This is a genomic window from Corynebacterium sp. CCUG 70398 (assembly GCF_024454055.1).
Taxonomy (GTDB): domain Bacteria; phylum Actinomycetota; class Actinomycetes; order Mycobacteriales; family Mycobacteriaceae; genus Corynebacterium; species Corynebacterium genitalium.
The window spans coordinates 152,545-169,397 of sequence record NZ_JAGPYZ010000003.1; the positions used below are offsets into that span (position 1 = coordinate 152,545).

The 16,853-nt window shown below is 63.0% G+C and carries 14 protein-coding genes; 9 read left to right on the forward strand and 5 right to left on the reverse strand.

Annotated features, from left to right (window positions below; all coding sequences use genetic code 11):
* Nucleotides 1-221: 221 nt before the first annotated feature.
* The 4 genes from KBX07_RS05310 to KBX07_RS05325 form a co-directional block, all read right to left on the reverse strand.
* Nucleotides 222-875: a suppressor of fused domain protein gene (locus tag KBX07_RS05310; RefSeq protein WP_256023314.1), complete on the reverse strand. Its 654-nt coding sequence runs from the start codon at nucleotides 873-875 to the stop codon at nucleotides 222-224.
* Between the two features lie 42 nt (nucleotides 876-917).
* On the reverse strand, nucleotides 918-1,229 hold the full coding sequence (locus tag KBX07_RS05315; RefSeq protein WP_256023316.1) for a hypothetical protein: 312 nt from the start codon (nucleotides 1,227-1,229) through the stop codon (nucleotides 918-920).
* A gap of 121 nt (nucleotides 1,230-1,350) precedes the next feature.
* Complete coding sequence (locus tag KBX07_RS05320) at nucleotides 1,351-3,744, reverse strand: glycogen/starch/alpha-glucan phosphorylase (protein ID WP_256023317.1); 2,394 nt, start codon at nucleotides 3,742-3,744, stop codon at nucleotides 1,351-1,353.
* A gap of 171 nt (nucleotides 3,745-3,915) precedes the next feature.
* Entirely contained in the window at nucleotides 3,916-5,226 is a 1,311-nt protein-coding gene (locus tag KBX07_RS05325; protein WP_255998289.1) for a DUF4921 family protein, read from the reverse strand.
* A 31-nt stretch (nucleotides 5,227-5,257) separates the two neighbouring features.
* Here KBX07_RS05325 and KBX07_RS05330 point away from each other — a divergent pair, with 31 nt between their 5' ends.
* The gene (locus KBX07_RS05330) at nucleotides 5,258-5,653 is read left to right on the forward strand and encodes a hypothetical protein (RefSeq protein ID WP_005289659.1); all 396 of its coding nucleotides are present in this window, start codon (nucleotides 5,258-5,260) and stop codon (nucleotides 5,651-5,653) included.
* On the opposite strand, the gene KBX07_RS05335 is transcribed toward KBX07_RS05330, so the two are convergent.
* Nucleotides 5,623-6,825 carry a glycerate kinase gene (locus KBX07_RS05335; protein WP_256023319.1) on the reverse strand — a complete coding sequence of 401 codons (1,203 nt, stop codon included), beginning with the start codon at nucleotides 6,823-6,825 and terminating at the stop codon, nucleotides 5,623-5,625. The genes KBX07_RS05330 and KBX07_RS05335 overlap by 31 nt on opposite strands.
* A 169-nt stretch (nucleotides 6,826-6,994) precedes the next feature.
* Here KBX07_RS05335 and gdhA point away from each other — a divergent pair, with 169 nt between their 5' ends.
* The 8 genes from gdhA (at nucleotide 6,995) to smc (ending at nucleotide 16,851) form a co-directional block, all read left to right on the forward strand.
* A complete protein-coding gene (gene gdhA / locus KBX07_RS05340) occupies nucleotides 6,995-8,338 on the forward strand; it encodes an NADP-specific glutamate dehydrogenase (RefSeq protein ID WP_256002511.1) in 1,344 nt (447 codons plus the stop codon).
* Between the two features lie 80 nt (nucleotides 8,339-8,418).
* The gene (locus tag KBX07_RS05345; RefSeq protein WP_005289662.1) at nucleotides 8,419-9,222 is read left to right on the forward strand and encodes a DivIVA domain-containing protein; all 804 of its coding nucleotides are present in this window, start codon (nucleotides 8,419-8,421) and stop codon (nucleotides 9,220-9,222) included.
* A 74-nt stretch (nucleotides 9,223-9,296) separates the two neighbouring features.
* Nucleotides 9,297-9,857 (forward strand): DUF177 domain-containing protein, encoded by a 561-nt coding sequence (locus tag KBX07_RS05350; RefSeq protein ID WP_005289663.1) that lies wholly within the window; start codon nucleotides 9,297-9,299, stop codon nucleotides 9,855-9,857.
* The gene (gene rnc / locus KBX07_RS05355; protein WP_256023320.1) at nucleotides 9,857-10,615 is read left to right on the forward strand and encodes a ribonuclease III; all 759 of its coding nucleotides are present in this window, start codon (nucleotides 9,857-9,859) and stop codon (nucleotides 10,613-10,615) included. Before KBX07_RS05350 ends, rnc begins: the two co-directional genes overlap by 1 nt.
* Entirely contained in the window at nucleotides 10,616-11,452 is an 837-nt protein-coding gene (gene mutM / locus KBX07_RS05360) for a bifunctional DNA-formamidopyrimidine glycosylase/DNA-(apurinic or apyrimidinic site) lyase (protein WP_005289665.1), read from the forward strand.
* A gap of 57 nt (nucleotides 11,453-11,509) precedes the next feature.
* Entirely contained in the window at nucleotides 11,510-13,057 is a 1,548-nt protein-coding gene (locus KBX07_RS05365) for a sodium:alanine symporter family protein (protein ID WP_050748806.1), read from the forward strand.
* Nucleotides 13,058-13,067: 10 nt separating this feature from the next.
* The gene (locus tag KBX07_RS05370) at nucleotides 13,068-13,352 is read left to right on the forward strand and encodes an acylphosphatase (protein ID WP_040423615.1); all 285 of its coding nucleotides are present in this window, start codon (nucleotides 13,068-13,070) and stop codon (nucleotides 13,350-13,352) included.
* Between the two features lie 37 nt (nucleotides 13,353-13,389).
* A complete protein-coding gene (gene smc, locus KBX07_RS05375) occupies nucleotides 13,390-16,851 on the forward strand; it encodes a chromosome segregation protein SMC (RefSeq protein ID WP_256023322.1) in 3,462 nt (1,153 codons plus the stop codon).
* Nucleotides 16,852-16,853 lie beyond the last annotated feature (2 nt).

Genomic DNA, 16,853 nt, shown 5'->3' on the forward strand with positions numbered 1-16,853 from the left:
AATCATGTGCTACCAAGGAGTTTTCCAATGGTGCATGCGCTACAGTACGCACCGGCGACACTCTTAGTGCGACTTTGAACCTCGATGATTTCAAAGCCCTCACTTCGGTAGCGTTGGAGCAAAATCAATCCTATAACCCATCCTCGCCTTTATAAAAGGGAATAAACTGAAGTGACATCATAGGGCACACTCCACAACTGCACCTGCGGGAAAATTATCTTTTAGGCCACTGGCGGACGGCCGGGATGGGCACCTTCTGCAAAACCAGCTTCGTAGAGGAGATCGAGCACCTCGACCCCAGCTAGGTAGGCTTCAATTTCCTGCGCGTACAGCGGGAAAAGACCCAAGAAGTGGACTGTCTCACCGCCGAACTGTGTCTTGAGCAGGTCGAACTCAGTATCCAGGGAAACCGCGCCACCGAGAACGAATCCAGAGAAGTCACTGCCCGGATAGGTTTTCTCCAGGGACTCACCCCACTGGGAAGAGGAGCCGTACGACAACCACGAGTTCGTGCTCCGGGGCAAGCGCGCAGTCATCTTCAGCAAGTCTAGCGGCCATGAGATCCCTTCTCGCCCTTCATTCGCACTCGACGTGACCTCATCTAGGGGCCAGTCACCCGGCAGAGTCATGATCAACTCAATGCGATCGAAGTCTTCTCTGCCCTGAGGCATCTCCATCTTGTGCCAGCTCATACCGGACGTGACCAGTGTCCATAATGGACGCTCTTCGGTGGGCCGCCAGCAGTAGATGTGGACCGGTTGCCCGTCCAGTCCGAGCATTTCGTGGTAGACCCAGTAGTCCTCACCGAGGACGGGGGTGAAGCGCGAAGCGACGAGGTCGTCGGGATTGAACTCTTGTCCTGCAATGTTGTCCATGGCTGGGTTCCTTCCGTGTGTGAATTCAGGGGCCGGGGAGAGTTACCAGCCGTCCTCGTCTGCTTCGACCTTGCTGTCAATCAGCGCGCGGATCGGCTCGTTGTACCACTCCTCCAGGATCTCCTCTTCCGCCAGGCGCATGGCTTGTGCGTGGCAACGACCAGTGACCTCACCCGGTATGAGGGACGTTCCGCCATTCTCCTCGCGCCACTGCTTCTTCAGTCGTGTGGAATGAATGTCACTGCGTTCGGAGACTGCTTCGATCGCTTCTTCAAAAGCGGACTGGATTGTCGCGTCATCGGTAGGTCGACCAAGTTCCTCGTGTGCCGCACGAATCGTTTCTGGGAGAATCATTGTGGGCCTTTCTCAGCGTGGCGGTGTCAGCGTCAATATGGCAGGTGTTGTGGGGTGGTGCTAGGTAATGAGCTGTTTCCTGCCCCGATCCGCTGCGCAGGGGCGGATTCGAGCAGGGGATTTAGCGGTTGATCGGGGTCGGCTCGATCTTCCACACCTCGTTCGCGTAGTCGCGGATGGTGCGGTCGGAGGAGAAGCGGCCGGACTCGCAGATGTTGATCCAGCACATGCGTGCCCAGTGCAGCGGGTCCGCGTAGTACTCGGCTGCCATGCGGTCGCGGGTCTCCTTGTAAGAGTCAAAGTCACCGAGGACGTAGTACGGATCGGCGGTGTTCCAGCCGCCGTCGATAAGCAGGGAGTCGCGCAGGTCGGCGAACATACCGGTGCCGGAGTCGTCGAGGGTGCCGTCGGTAAGCGCATCGATCGCACGCTTGATGGCGGGGTTGTTCTCGTAGACCTCCTGGGGCTGGTAGTTCTCCTTGAGCTCCGGCAGCTCCTCCTCGCGTGCGCCGAAGATGTAGGCGTTGTCCTCGCCGACGGAATCGACGATCTCCACGTTCGCGCCGTCCATGGTGCCCAGGGTCAACGCACCGTTCATCATGAACTTCATGTTGGAGGTACCGGAAGCTTCCTTACCGGCGGTGGAGATCTGCTCTGAGACGTCGGTGGCAGGAATGATCTGTTCCGCCGGGGAGACGTTGTAGTTCTCCACGAACACAACGCGCAGGAACTCGGAGACCTCCGGGTCGTTGTTCACCAGGTCACCGATGGCGTTGATGAGTTTGATGATGCCCTTGGCGCGGTCATAACCGGGGGCTGCCTTCGCGCCGAAGATGAAGGTGCGCTTGGGCACGTCACGCTCACCGTCGTGCTTGATGCGGAAGTACAGGTCCAGGATGTAGAGCGCGTTGAGCAACTGGCGCTTGTACTCGTGCAGGCGCTTGATCTGGGTGTCGTAGACGGACTCGGGATCGATCTCCACGTGCTCGTGGACGCGGACCCAGTCGGCGAAGTCGCGCTTGTTGGAGGACTTGATCGCGCGCAGTTCCTTCATCACTGCGTCATCGTCAGCGTAGCGGCGCAACTCCTTGAGCTTGTCCATGTCGGTGACCCATGCGTCGGAACCGACGAGGCGGTCCAGCAATTCCGACAGACGCGGGTTGCACATGCGCAGCCAACGGCGCGGGGTGACGCCGTTGGTCTTGTTGTTGAACTTCTCCGGGTACAGCTCGTTCCAGTAACCCAGGGTGTCGCGTTTGATGATCTCGGTGTGGATCGCGGCGACACCGTTGATGGAGTACGCGGCGTAGCAGGCGATCCACGCCATGTGCACCTTGTTGTCGTGCACGGGCGAGTATTGGTGAATCGTGTCGGGAGAAAGCTGGCGGGACGCCATGTCCTCGCGGTAGCGGCGGTCGATCTCCACAACGATCTCCCAGACGCGGCCGAAGAGCTGCTGGAAGATGGATACGTCCCAGGTCTCCAGGGCCTCCTGGAGGACAGTGTGGTTGGTGTAGGCGAACGTGTTGGTGACAACGTCCCAGGCATCTTCCCAGGTCATGCCGTGGTCATCGAGCAGGATGCGCATGAGTTCCGGGATGCCCAGCACCGGGTGGGTGTCGTTGAGCTGCACGGAGTTGTAGTCGGCAAAACCGCGCAGGTCGTCCCCGTGGTGCTCGATGTAGTTGTCCACCATCTCCTGCAGCGAGGCGGAGACGAAGAAGTACTGCTGGCGTACGCGCAGCACCTTGCCGTCGTAGGTGGTGTCGTTCGGGTAGAGCACGCGGGTCAGGTCATGCACGGCCTCGCGCTCAAGGATGGCGTCAGAGAAGCGCTGGGAGTTGAATGCGTCGTAGTCGAACTCGCTCATCGGGGAGGCGTCCCACAGGCGCAAGGTGCCTACGTTGTCGGTGCCGTACCCGGTGATGGGCATGTCGTAGGGGATGGCACGGACGTGCATGTCGTCGAATTTGACGATGCGCTGCTGCGTGCCGCGGCGGACCGCGAACGGGTGGAAGCTCTCACGCCACGCGTCCGGGTGCTCCTTCTGGAAGCCGTCAACGATCTCCTGGCGGAACAGGCCGTAGCGGTAGAGGATGCCGTAGCCGGTGACCGGGTAGTCCTGCGCGGCGGCAGAGTCGAGGAAGCACGCAGCCAGGCGGCCCAGGCCGCCGTTGCCCAGCGCGGCGTCGTGCTCAGCTTCGAGCACATCGAGGAAGTCGTGGTCATTCTCTGCTGCTGCGCGCTTCGCATCGTCCACCAGCCCAAGGTTGGTCAGGTTGTTCAGCAGCGCGCGACCCATGAGGAACTCTGCGGAGAAGTACGCCTGCTGGCGGGTGGCAGAGTACGCCTCGCGAGTAGCCTCCCACTTGTCGCCGATGTTCTCGATGACGGCCAGGGACAGGCCGGTCCAGAACTTCTTGCGGGATGCGGAGTCGGGGGCGGAACCAGAGACCGAGCGGACGTGGCCTCCAACAGTGTCAACGAATGCGGGCGGATGTGCTGGCATGTTCATTGCGGTGTTTACCTCAGTTATTCATCTGGTTTCATCAGGGTGCGCTTTCGTGCGCCTGCCACTGTACCGAGATTGCGGATACTGGGTGCCGCCCCAACTAGTGCACCCGGGCGACATCAGACAACGTCAACCAGCACCGAGCTGCATCGGGTAATCCCGAGCAACACAGGGCTACTGCAGCACAGGGTTGTAGCGCAACGCGTTGCGCACGGGCGAGCATTCTGTGGCGATGCGCAGCCCGTCGGCTACTCGTCCCTGCTCACGCAACCTGTAGAGGTTGCTTACCATGCGGTCACGGATGTCGTACGGGGACAATGTATTCACGTAGACCTTGGTGCCGCCTTCGAAGCCGGCCAGGGTGGATACACGCCATTTCAGGTTGATGTGCCACGGCATGGGCATGTCCAGGTCGATGGGTTTGTGGTGCCATTCTTCGTTGCTCGGTACTTCCGGGCCGGTCGCCGCGTGGGCGGCGTGAATGAGGTCGGACATCCCGCGCACCTCGTCTGCTGTTTGCAGCCACGGTTCCGGGGTCGCAGACTTGGAGTAAATGTTCATGGTGGGGTAGCGGTGGCCGATGCCCGCCGTCATCACCGCGTGATCGTTCTCCGCGATGATGAGGTTGTGGTAGCTGGCGTAGTTGATGCCCCACTCGTTGTAAATGTTGGGGTTCTGGCGCAGTTTGTCTATCTCAAAGTCGGCTTGCACACCGCGTTCGTCGATCGCAACGAGCTGTTTGTGCAGATGGTCGAACGAGGCACCGGCAGGAGCGAGCCAGTTTTGGAAGACGGACACGTACGGCGCGTAGCGGTTGCGTTCATAGAGGTCGCGCAAGGAATCGATGGTGAACGCAATGAACGCGTGGTGCTCGTCGGGCGTCAGCGTGCCGGAGGACGCGAGCTGGGAAGAGTCCTGCGCGCCGTCGACAAAGTGGCGGCTGCCGATGATCACGTCGTGTCCGCCGCCGAAGTAGGCGGGCACGTGCGCGAGCAATTCCTCTTCGGTCAGGTTGTCGTCGTGGCCGCCGGCTTTCAGGCGCATGCGCACGACGTCGAAGACGTGGTGGCGCCCGGCATCGTCGGCGAGGTAGCGCTCCATGTGGTCTTCGCGGGAGGTGTCCATGTGGAAGCCGTAGTTCTTCGCCCAGTAGTCGTAGGAGACGATCTCGAAGAGGTTGGGCACGCGGCGGAACATCGGCTGCGTGTCGTCCAATTCATGCGGCAACAGGTCGCGGAGGATCTCCCACCCGCCGTCGCGCTGGACAATGCGGGATTTCTCCGGCGGGGTCTTCAGCTTGCGTTCCGCGCAGAAATTGCAGGAGTCGGTGAAGTCGTGCGGCTCCAGGGAGTGCGGTTCTTGCTTGGGTACGGCCAGCGGCCGGTTGCCGCGCCCCGGCACCGTCCACACCTGGGTGCCTGAGAACGGGTTGTACTGTTTGATGGTTCCGTCCGCCATGTGGCTGATCGGGTCGCGGTGAGTCATGCTCCTCAAGGCTATTAGCTAGTCTGTTTTCATGCCTGCTATTCAGTTTGACGTGCTTGTTCCCGACGATTCCGCCGCGCGCGAAGTGGGGGAGGCATTCACGCGTGCGGTGGAGATTTTGGTGCGGCGCGGCAAGCTTAGCGACGGCTCCGTCCGCCACACCGGCACACCCGACCTCCACGGGGACACCCTTGAGCAGCTGCGCGGCGCCTACCGCGAAGAGCGTGGGGAAGAGCCGGACGGGGCAGTCGTGCACCGCTACGTCATTGAGGCCGACGGGGCTAGCTCCATGAACAGCCTGGCCATGGGCTTGTCGCGCGTACTCACCCCGAAGGCGGATTTGCCGAAGGATCCGGTGGCGCTGGAGCGCCAGATGGACTTCGAGCTTCCGGCTGTCTATCCCTGGGCCGTGGAAGTGTTGAGGTAACCCACCGCGGCCTGGGCGCCGGCACGGATGAGCTGATCGCGAACGTCCTCCTCGGACTCGCCGGGCTCACCGATCTCCACCGTGATCACATCGTCTGGCAGCTCTTCTTCGAAGCCGCCCGCAATGACTGCGACGGTCGCACCGGTGCCCTCGGCGAGCTCGGCGACGACGGAGACCACCTTGCCGCCCGCGGACTGCTCGTCGTATGTTCCCTCGCCGGTGACCACGAGGTTGGCCCCAGCGATCTTCTCCTTGAGGCCGTAGGAAGAGGCGACGGTGCGGGCACCGGAGACGACGTGGACGTGCTCGTCGTGGCCGTGCAGGAACCGCGACAGCCACGTGATGCCCACGGGCAGCGCGCCGGCGGCACCATAGCCGGGCTGGTCCGGGTCGATGCCGGTGAACTCGCAGAAGTGGTGCAACGCGGCATCGACACGCTCGATGTCTTCGTCGCTGGCACCCTTCTGTGGACCGAAGATGCGGGCAGCGCCACGTGGGCCGGTTGCGGGGAACTCGGAGTCCGCCAAGAGCACCCAGTCCACAGACGCTGCCGGAATGTTCAGCTGCGCGGTGTCGATGTCGTGGAGGTCGCCCAAGTTCCCGCCGCCGTGGCGCAGGGGATGCCCGTTGGCATCCATCGGGTTGGCGCCTAGGGCAACGAGGATGCCGGTGCCACCGTCGATCGTGGCAGATCCGCCCATGCCCAGCACGATCGTTGTCGCGCCGCGGCTCTGCGCGTCAGCGATGAGGACCCCAGTGCCGTAGGTGTCGCCGGTGAGCGGGACAGGCTTGTCCTTCACAGCGGGTAGCCCTGTTGCTGCCGAGACGTCGATGTACGCGGTTTCCTCCGCGGCGTTGTAGACGTAGCTCGCCTCGGTGAGACGTCCAGCGGCATCGGTGGTGGGGAGAGTGACCACGGTGCCGTCGAAAAGCGAAGAAGTGCCTTCGCCACCGTCCGCCATGGGCATGTGCTCAATGTCACAGTCGATGATGACGGACTGGATTCCTTCCGCGATCCATTCCGCAGCGTCGGCGGCAGAGGCCGTGCCCTTGAATGAGTCTGGGGCGACGATGACGCGGATGGTCTGCGCATCTGGCTGAAAATTAGCAGGTAAGCCGACGTTGTCCTCATCTTCGTTGCGTCGGGCGGGAGCTGGGTAGGGGTGCGTCATCGAAATCCTTCGTTCATGCTCATCCAGCTGGGTGGGGCCGGACGCGGTAGGTTCATAGCTGCCAGTTCACCGAAGACGATAGCAATGCGGTGGCAGGAAAGAAGCGCGATCAGCTGAGGCGGGACTATAGTGCTTAACTGTCAACCGTTAGAAAAGGAAAGGATCCAGCATGGCTAACTACGACGACGAGATGTCCGGTTACTACGACAAGCTGCTGCGCCGCAACGCCGGTGAGCCGGAGTTCCACCAGGCAGTCGCTGAAGTCCTCGACTCCCTGAAGATCGTCCTGCAGAAGGATCCTCACTACAACGACTACGGCCTCATCGAGCGCCTCTGCGAGCCGGAACGCCAGATCATCTTCCGCGTGCCGTGGGTCACTGACTCCGGCGAGGTACGCGTTAACCGTGGCTTCCGCGTTCAGTTCAACTCCGCGCTGGGTCCTTACAAAGGCGGCCTACGCTTCCACCCGAGCGTGAACCTCGGCATCATCAAATTCCTCGGCTTCGAGCAGATCTTCAAGAACTCCCTGACCGGCCTGCCCATTGGCGGCGGCAAGGGCGGTTCCGACTTTGACCCGAAGGGCAAGTCCGAGCAGGAGATCATGCGTTTCTGCCAGTCCTTCATGACGGAGCTGCACCGCCACATCGGTGAGTACCGCGACGTCCCGGCGGGTGACATCGGTGTCGGCGGCCGCGAGGTCGGCTACCTCTTCGGCCAGTACCGCCGCCTTTCTAACGAGCATGAGTCCGGTGTCCTCACCGGCAAGGGCCTGACATGGGGCGGCTCCCTGGTCCGCACCGAGGCCACCGGCTACGGCGTTGTCTACATCACCAACGAGGCGATGAAGCACAACGGTGACTCCTTCGATGGGGCGAAGGTCATCGTCTCTGGCTCCGGCAACGTGGCCACCTACGCCATCCAGAAGGCGCAGGAGCTTGGCGCCACCGTCATCGGTTTCTCCGACTCGTCCGGCTGGGTGGAGACGCCGAACGGTGTCAACCTTGAGCTGCTCCGTGAGATCAAGGAAGTCCGCCGCGGCCGCGTTGAGGAGTACTGCAAGGAGGCAGAAGGCACCTTCCATTCTGACGGTTCTATCTGGGATCTGTCTGCTGACGTGGCACTGCCGTGCGCCACTCAAAACGAGCTCGACGGCGATCACGCTCAAAAACTCGTGGACAACGGCGTGAAATACGTCGCCGAGGGCGCGAACATGCCGTCCACTGCCGATGCCATTGAGGTCTTCCGCAAGTCCGGCACCCACTTCATTCCGGGCAAGGCCGCTAACGCCGGCGGCGTGGCAACCTCTGCCCTGGAGATGCAGCAGAACGCCTCCCGTGACTCCTGGTCCTTCGACTACACCGACGAGCGTCTCAAGCGCATCATGGAGAACATCTTCCGCAACGTTTCCGACACCGCGGCAGAGTACGACCACGAAGGTGACTACGTTGTCGGCTCCAACATCGCCGGCTTCAAGAAGGTCGCCGACGCTATGCTTGCTCAGGGTGTTATCTAGCCTGATCTAGGCTGCGCCACCTGCAACACACCGCCCCGGCCTGCCGGGGCTTTTGTGTTTCTACCAGTACTTTAGAAGTCATGTACCGCGTATTTGAAGCATTGGATGAATTGGTCACCACTGTCGAGCAGGCTTACGGCGTGCCCATGACATCGAACTGCATGGTTCCCCGCAACGAAGTGCTCGCGCTGCTAGACGACATCCGCAACGCCCTTCCCGTCGAAGTCGACGATGCCCAAGACGTCCTGGACAAGCAGGACGAGATCCTCCGCGGCGCCGAGGAGCGCGCAGACGAGATGATTGTCGAGGCCGAAGATCAGGCTCAGCGCCTTGTCTCCGATGCCCACAACGAGTCCGAGTCGATGCTGGGTGAGGCGCAGCAGCGCGCCACCATGCTCGTTGCCACCGCCGAAGACGACGCGAACACGCTCGTCGACCGCGCACGCGAGGAGGCCGACACAACGGTTGACCGTGCCCGTCGTGAATCTGAGCGCCTGATCGCCGACGGTAATGAGTCCTACGAGCGCTCTGTGGCTGAGGGCCGCGAAGAGCAGCAGCGTCTCGTCTCCGAGGCTGAGGTCACCCGCCGCGCCGACGAGGAAGCGCACCGTATCGTCGAGACCGCCCACACCGAGTCCAACCGCCTGCGCACTGAATGCGATGAGTACGTCGACTCCAAGTTGGGCGAGTTCGAGGAAACTTTGACCAGTGTGCTGCGCACCGTCTCCTCTGACCGTTCCGCTCTGCGCCACGGCGCCGGAGCATCCGGCCGTGCTACGCACGCCGATGGGTACGCTCGTTACGACCGTGAGCGCGCTGAGCGTCCAGAGCGCCCCGACCGTGCCGACCGCGCTGATCGCGCCCGTCGCCCGCGCTCGAACTAACGCATCACCGCCCCTGCCACCTGCTCTGCCTGAATCTGTCGCGGGGGCGGGGACACGGTAGGCTTGTGCGCGTTATGGCTACGAATCCGTTTGTCTTCGATGTAGCCGACGTCCTGCGCGGCGACGGCCTTCCGAAAACTCTCACTCACACCGGCCCATCCCCTTCACGCATCGGCCCCGAGATGATCGCGATCCCGGAAGGCGCCGAAGTTGAGGTGGAGGCAACGATCACGCCGCTGGGCAGTGGCGTGCTCGTTGATGCTACAGCGACCGCTCAGCTGCAAGGCCAGTGCGTCCGCTGCCTGCGTCCCCTCACCCCGACCGAGACCCTGACCGTCTCCCAGGTCTTTTCCGGTGGAGACGACTTCATCACCGGCGACGCTGAGGATGACGCGGATGCCGGCTCCGGCGACGATGTGCCCCGCATTGTGGACGACACAGTCGATCTGGAACAGGCGTTTGTCGACGAAGCAGGCCTGAACCTGCCGTTCAACCCCACCTGCCAGCCGGAGTGCCCGGAAGATTCCGAGGTTCCCGCGCCCGACGGTATCTCCGAAGAAGAGACGGACCGCGTCGACCCGCGCTGGGCCGGTTTGGAGAAGTTCCTCGGCGACGGGGACAGCGGGAGCAAATAGTGCCGCGGGCGAAGAAGAACAAGATCTCGGGTTCTCAGGCGTGGGCTGAGGCGTTCGCGGGAATCGATCACGCTTCACTGCTCGAGCGTCTCGGTGTTGACGTTGAGCCTGATCTGCTGAAACTGGCGCTGACTCACCGGTCTTTCGCGAATGAGCACGGGACCCTACCGAACAACGAGCGTCTCGAGTTCGTTGGTGACGCCGTGCTGGGCCTCACGATTGCCAACGAGCTGTTCGACCGTTTCCCGTCCCGGCCGGAGTCTGACCTGTCGCCCATGCGCGCCCGCATCGTCTCGCGCTACGGGTTGGCGGATGTTGCTCGCAGCATCGACCTCGGCGCACACGTCCTTTTGGGGAAAGGCGAGGAAGCCACCGGTGGCCGCAAGAAGGACTCGATCTTGGCGGACACGACCGAGGCTGTGCTGGGTGCGATCTACCGGCAGCACGGCTTTGATGTGACCCGCGACGTGATTACCCGGCTCTTCGACGACAAGATCGAGAACGCGCATTGGATCCAGGACTGGAAGACGGAGCTGCAAGAACGCGTCGCAGAGCTCGGCGGCAACCCGCCCGTCTACACCGCCACGGCCAAGGGGCCGGAGCACGAGCAGATCTTCACCGCCGAAGTCGCCATCGACGGGGTTCGCCGTGGCGCAGGCCGCGGCCAGAACAAGAAGACAGCGGAGCAGAACTCGGCCCGCGAGGCATTCTTCTTCCTCAAGGAGCACCCTGAAGCTGTCGCGCTGAGGCAGAAGTAAATGCCCGAACTCCCCGAAGTCGAGGTAGTCCGGCGGGGGTTGGACACGCACATCGTCGGCAGCACCTTCGACACCGTCGAGGTGCTTCACCCGCGCGCTGTGCGCGGCAACGATGTCGATCTCACGGAGATCCTGCCTGGCCTGAGTGTCACGGGCACAGGTAGGCGCGGCAAGTTCATGTGGCTCGAGCTTTCCGACGGCGCCGCGGTCATGGTCCACCTCCGCATGTCCGGCCAGATGATCGTCGGGGAACCAGGGCTCGTCGACAGCCCTCATCTGCGCATCCGCGCGCTCATGCACGGCGTGGGTTCCGCGCCATTCGAGCTCGACTTCATTGACCAGCGCACATTCGGGTCCTGGCAGTATACGCAGCTTATCGACGGCATCCCCGCCGCCATCCCGCATATCGCCCCGGACCCGTTCGAGACGGATTTTGACCCAGTGGCTACCGCCCGTGCGATCCGGAAGAAGAACGTGGCCATTAAGACGGTTTTGCTGGACCAGTCGGTGGTCAGCGGCATCGGTTCTATTTATGCCGACGAGGCGATGTGGGCTGCATGGATCAAACCCACCCGCAAGGGGCGCGCCCTACGGCAGCGCGACGCAGTCCGGTTGCTGGAGGAATCTCGCGCCGTGATGGCCCGCGCGCTCCAGGCAGGCGGAACGAGCTTCGATTCGCTCTACGTCAACGTCAACGGCGCCTCCGGTTACTTCTCCCGATCCTTGAATGCGTACGGGCAGGCGGACGAGCCGTGCGCCCGCTGCGGTACCCCCATCGCCCGGACCGTGGTCAATGGCCGATCCAGTTATTTTTGCCCGGTCTGCCAGGTGCTTTAGGCACTGCTCCTAGTAACCATTACGTCGATGGGGCGGGTTGCCGATAAACTCCCCGGCATGGAAACCGCCTTAAACGTTGTTGACGGCACCATCAACGACATTCTCTGGACATACATCGTTCCACTCTTCCTGGTGCTGGGTGGGCTGTACTTCGGCCTGCGCACGATCTTCGTGCAGATTCGGTCGTTGCCGGACATGTTCAAAGCCATTACCGAGTCCCCAAAGGGCAAGGACCGGGAAGGGCGCGACCTGGATGAGGAATACGGTGGGCTCTCCGCGTTCAAGTCCTTCACCATCTCTGCTGCCTCCCGTGTGGGCACCGGCAACGTCGCCGGTGTTGCCCTGGCTATCTCTGTCGGCGGTCCCGGCGCTGTGTTCTGGATGTGGATGCTCGCCCTTCTCGGAGGAGCGACGGCCTTCGTTGAGTCGACGCTTGCCCAGCTGTGGAAGACCAAGGACGAGGACGGCAACTACCACGGTGGCCCCGCTTACTACATGACCCGCGGTCTGGGCTGGGCCCCGCTGGCCACGATCTTTTCCGTCTTTCTCGCGTTGACCTACGGGTTCGTCTACAACGCCATCCAGACCAACTCGATCGTTGAGGCAGTCGGCGGTTCCCTGGGCACCGACTCACTGGTTATGAAGGGCGCGGTCGCAGCGATTATCGCGGCGCTGACTGCAGTGGTCATCTTCGGCGGTGTCACACGCATCGCTAACTGGACCCAGGTCATCGTGCCGTTCATGGCCGGCGCATACATCATCATCGGTGTCACCGTCGTTGTGTTGAACATCGGCGAGGTCCCTGGCATGGTCAGCCTCATCGTGGGCCACGCCCTCGGCTTCCAGCAGGTTGCTGGTGCCACGGTCGGCTTAGCGCTCATGCAGGGCATGCGCCGCGGCCTGTTCTCCAACGAGGCAGGCATGGGCTCCGCGCCGAACGCTGCCGCCACGGCAACCGTTTCCCACCCGGTCAAGCAGGGCCTGGTGCAAACGCTCGGCGTGTACTTTGACACCCTCATCGTCTGTTCCATCACGGCGTTCGTCGTGCTGCTCGGCCCGGCGGTGAGTTACGGAAAAGACGACATCCAGGGCGCCGCGTTGACCCAGTCCGCGCTGGCTGATTCCGTCGGTGCATGGGGCGCCCACGCGATCACATTCATCTTGTTCTTCCTGGCGTTCTCCTCCGTGCTGGGCAACTACTACCTTGCACAGGCCAATGTGGAGTACCTGACGGAGAACAAGACCGTCATGCTCGTCTTCCGCCTTGTGGTGATTGGCTTCGTCATCTTCGGTGCATTCGGCTCCGTGCCGCTCGTGTGGGCGCTCGGCGACACCATGGCTGGTCTGCTGGCCGTCTTCAACATTGCGGCAATTGTTCCGCTTGGCGGAGTGGCCATCAAGCTGCTGAAGAACTTCAACGAGCAACGCCAGCAGGGCATGGATCCGGTCTTCCACCGCGACATGCTGCCTGAGGTGAAGAACGTCGAGTTCTGGGACGGCTCCGACCCAGTCACCCGCCGCAGCATCGAAGACCGTGTCACCGCACGCGATGCACGCCGCTCTGGCGAGAGCAACGACGAGGGCGGCCTGACAGAAGCACGCTAATCTGGTCTGCATGGCAGACACACGCATGACAGCCCACGTTCACGGACACGTCCAAGGCGTGGGCTTTCGCTATTGGGTGAAATCCCAGGCGAAGAAGCACAACATCACCGGTTACGCGAAGAACCTCGAAGATGGCCGCGTGGAGGTTGTGGCTGAGGGGGAAGAGGCGGACGTCGATAAGCTTCTGGCGCTGTTGCGCGAAGACCCGTCGACGGCTGACCGCCCGGGGAACGTGACTCACGTTGAGGCGCAGCACAGTGAGCCGAAGGGCGCGCAGGGTTTTGAGGAGCGGTAGGTACTCCGTCAACTAACTGTCGACTAGAATCACCCGAATGCACCTCAGTTCGTTGACGCTTAAAGGATTCAAGTCCTTTGCGTCATCGACGACGATGAAATTCGAGCCGGGCATCTGCGCGGTCGTTGGCCCGAACGGTTCTGGCAAGTCGAACGTGGTCGATGCGCTGGCGTGGGTGATGGGGGAGCAGGGGGCCAAGAATCTCCGCGGCGGGAAGATGGAGGACGTCATCTTCGCTGGTGCTGGCGAGCGCAAGCAGCTCGGCCGCGCGGAGGTGACGCTGACGTTCGACAACTCGGACCGCAAGCTGCCAATCGAGTACACGCAGGTGGCCATCACCCGCCGCATGTTCCGCGATGGCGCGTCGGAGTATGAGATCAACGGCTCCAAGGCTCGCCTGATGGATATTCAGGAGCTGCTGTCGGACTCAGGCATTGGCCGCGAGATGCACATCATCGTCGGCCAGGGCAAGCTCAATGAGATTCTCGAGTCGCGCCCGGAGGACCGCCGCGCGTTCATCGAGGAAGCTGCCGGTGTGCTCAAGCACCGCCGCCGCAAGGAGAAAGCACAGCGCAAGCTGACGGGCATGCAGGCGAACCTGGACCGCCTCACCGACCTCACCGACGAGCTGGGCAAGCAGCTCAAGCCGTTGGCGCGCCAAGCTGAAGCCGCGCAGCGGGCGGCGACGGTCCAGGCGGATCTGCGCGACGCTCGCCTGAAAATCGCAGGCCACAGGGTTGTCACTCTTCGCGCGTCGCTTATCGACGCCACTCGCGCAGCCGAACTCCACGCCCAGAAAGTCCAGGACGTCACCGCCGAGTTGGAAGACGCCGAAGGACACCAGCAGACAGTAGAAGAAAACCAGGCACGCGCGACGGCCGCTGCTGACGCTGCGCAACAGCTCTGGTTCGGCCTGTCGTCGCTGGCAGAGCGAACGTCGGCGACACTGCGCATTGCCTCCGAACGCGCCCGTCATGCTGACGAGATTGTGGACTACCGCGGCCAGGATCCGAAGAAGCTGATTGCGCTCGCCGAGCGGGCGGAGGAAGACCACGCCGCGAAACAGGCCGCGCACGACAAGGCCCAGGCTGCATTGAACGCTGTGCTGTCCGAAGTCGCGGAACTGAAGGAGAAAGCCGCCGCGGCCGAAGCTGAGCACAAAGCCCAAGTCAGGGCGATTGCTGACCGGCGTGAAGGCGTAGTCCGCCTGCTCGCCCAGGAGGAGAGCCAAGCGGGAGCGGTTGAGTCCGCCCAGCAAGAAGTGGAAAGGCTTGCGGCAGCGGCGGAGGAGACGCGCCAGCAGGCCCGCAATGCGGAGGAGCAGGCGGCACAAGCTGCTGAGAAGCTGGCGTCCGTCGACAGTGAGCGGGAACCTCTCGTCCAGGCGCACACCCGCGCCGGGGCGGAAGCCGATGCGGCGGAGAAGCGCCTCGACCAGCTCCGTGAGGAGCAAAAACAGCGTGAGAAGACTGTCTACTCTCTATCTGCACGCATCTCCACACTCGCTGAAACCGCCCCGGTCGCCGACGCGGCCGATGTCTTAGGCCAAGGTTTCGCCCCGTTGGCCGACTGGGTCAAGGCAGAAGCAGGGTTGGAGAAAGCTTTGGCAGCGGCGCTCGGCCCGCACGCTGAGGCTCTCGCCGGCGAGGTCGGCGAGGAGGTTGCAAGTGAGCTCGGTCAGGCGACGCGCACAGTGGTGGTGGACACCCAGGCCGGTGGCCGCTCCTGGCGTCTCGACGGTGCACCCCCAGCCGGCACGACCTGGCTGCTCGATCACGTGACACTGGCACCGGAGATCACCGGCCCTGTCACGCGCGTGCTTGTCGATGTCATTCTGGCCAAGAATGTCACCTCCGCCCGTGCTGCGGTGCAGGATGATCCGCGCCTGCGTGCCGTGACGGCGGGCGGCACCGTCGTCGGTGAGGGCTGGATCGCGGCCGGATCCGGTGGTGCGTCGTCGGTTGAGGTCGCCGCCCAGATAGAACAAGCGACAGCGGAACTGGAACGCGCTCAGGCTGCGCTCGATGAGCTCTCCGGCACCCTTGAGGGCGCGAAGATCGCTGCGGAGGAAGCCCGGGTCGCAGCCGCCTCAGCGAAAGCTGCGCTCAAGGAGCACGACGCGCACGCCGCCTCGTGGAAACGCGACCACCAACGCCTGACCAGTCAGGCGCAGCAGGCGCGGCAGCAGCATGAGCGCGCCGCCAAACAAGCCACCGAGGCAGAAATCCGGCTCGCTGACCGGGTGAAGCACCTTGCGGAGACCCGCGACCGGCTGTCCCGGGTCGAGCAGCCCGACACTGACGAAGAGGCAGATTCTACTGCCCGCGACGAGGCAGCTGCGCAACTAGCGGACGCCCGATCCCGCGAAATGGAAGCCACACTGGCCGCCCGTTCCGCCCAACAGGCGGTGGAGCAGGTTGCGGGCCGGGGCGCTGCGCTGCGTCGTCAAGCGGAAAGCGAACAGCAAGCCAAAGCACGTCACGAGGCAGCAATGGCGCGGAAGCGAGCCCAGGCACAGCTCGCGCAGACCGTGGCAGCGCACGCCGAAACGCTGCAGGAACGCATCGCCGACGCGCTCAGCCGCGCGACCGAACAGCGCGACGAGCTCACCTCCCAGGTCAAGCAGCTCACCGTCGCGCAGTCACAGGCGCGCGACAAAGTCAGCGCGTTGCGCCAGCAGTTGAGCCGGCTTGGTGACACCGCACATGCGGCTGACATCGCCCGTGAGCAGGCGCAGGTGCGCATTTCTGAGGCGGAGGAGAAGATCGTCGAGCAGCTCGGCATCGCCATCGACGATCTTCTCGAGGGGTACACGCCCGGCGAAGACTTCGACAAAGATGCCGAAACCAAGCGCCTCAAGCAGGCCGAGAAGGATCTCGCCGCGTTAGGCAAGGTCAACCCGCTGGCGCTGGAAGAGTACAAGGCGATGGAGGAGCGGTACAGCTTCCTGTCCACCCAGCTCGCTGATGTCGTCCAGGCGCGGAAAGATCTCACCGGGGTGATCGATGACGTCGATAAGCAAATCCTGCAGCTGTTCACCGACGCGTGGCACGACGTGGAACGCGAATTCCCCCGCGTATTCCAGACGCTGTTTCCCGGCGGTGAAGCGCGGCTGCTGCTGACTGACCCTTCGGACATGCTCGCCACCGGGATCGAGATCGAGGCGCGTCCCCCGGGCAAGAAGGTCAAACGGCTCTCGCTGCTCTCCGGCGGGGAGAAGTCACTCACGGCGTTGGCGATGCTCGTGGCCATTTTCCGTGCCCGCCCGAGCCCGTTCTACGTGTTGGACGAGGTCGAAGCAGCGCTTGACGACGTCAACCTCCGTCGCCTCATCGCCCTCCTCGAAGAGCTCCGCGAGGACTCGCAGCTCATTGTGATCACCCACCAGAAGCCGACGATGGATGTCGCGAACGTGCTCTACGGCGTGACCATGCGTGGCGACGGTGTGACCCGCGTGATCTCCCAGCGCATGAGCCCCTCGCCGAACCCGCAGGAGTAGGG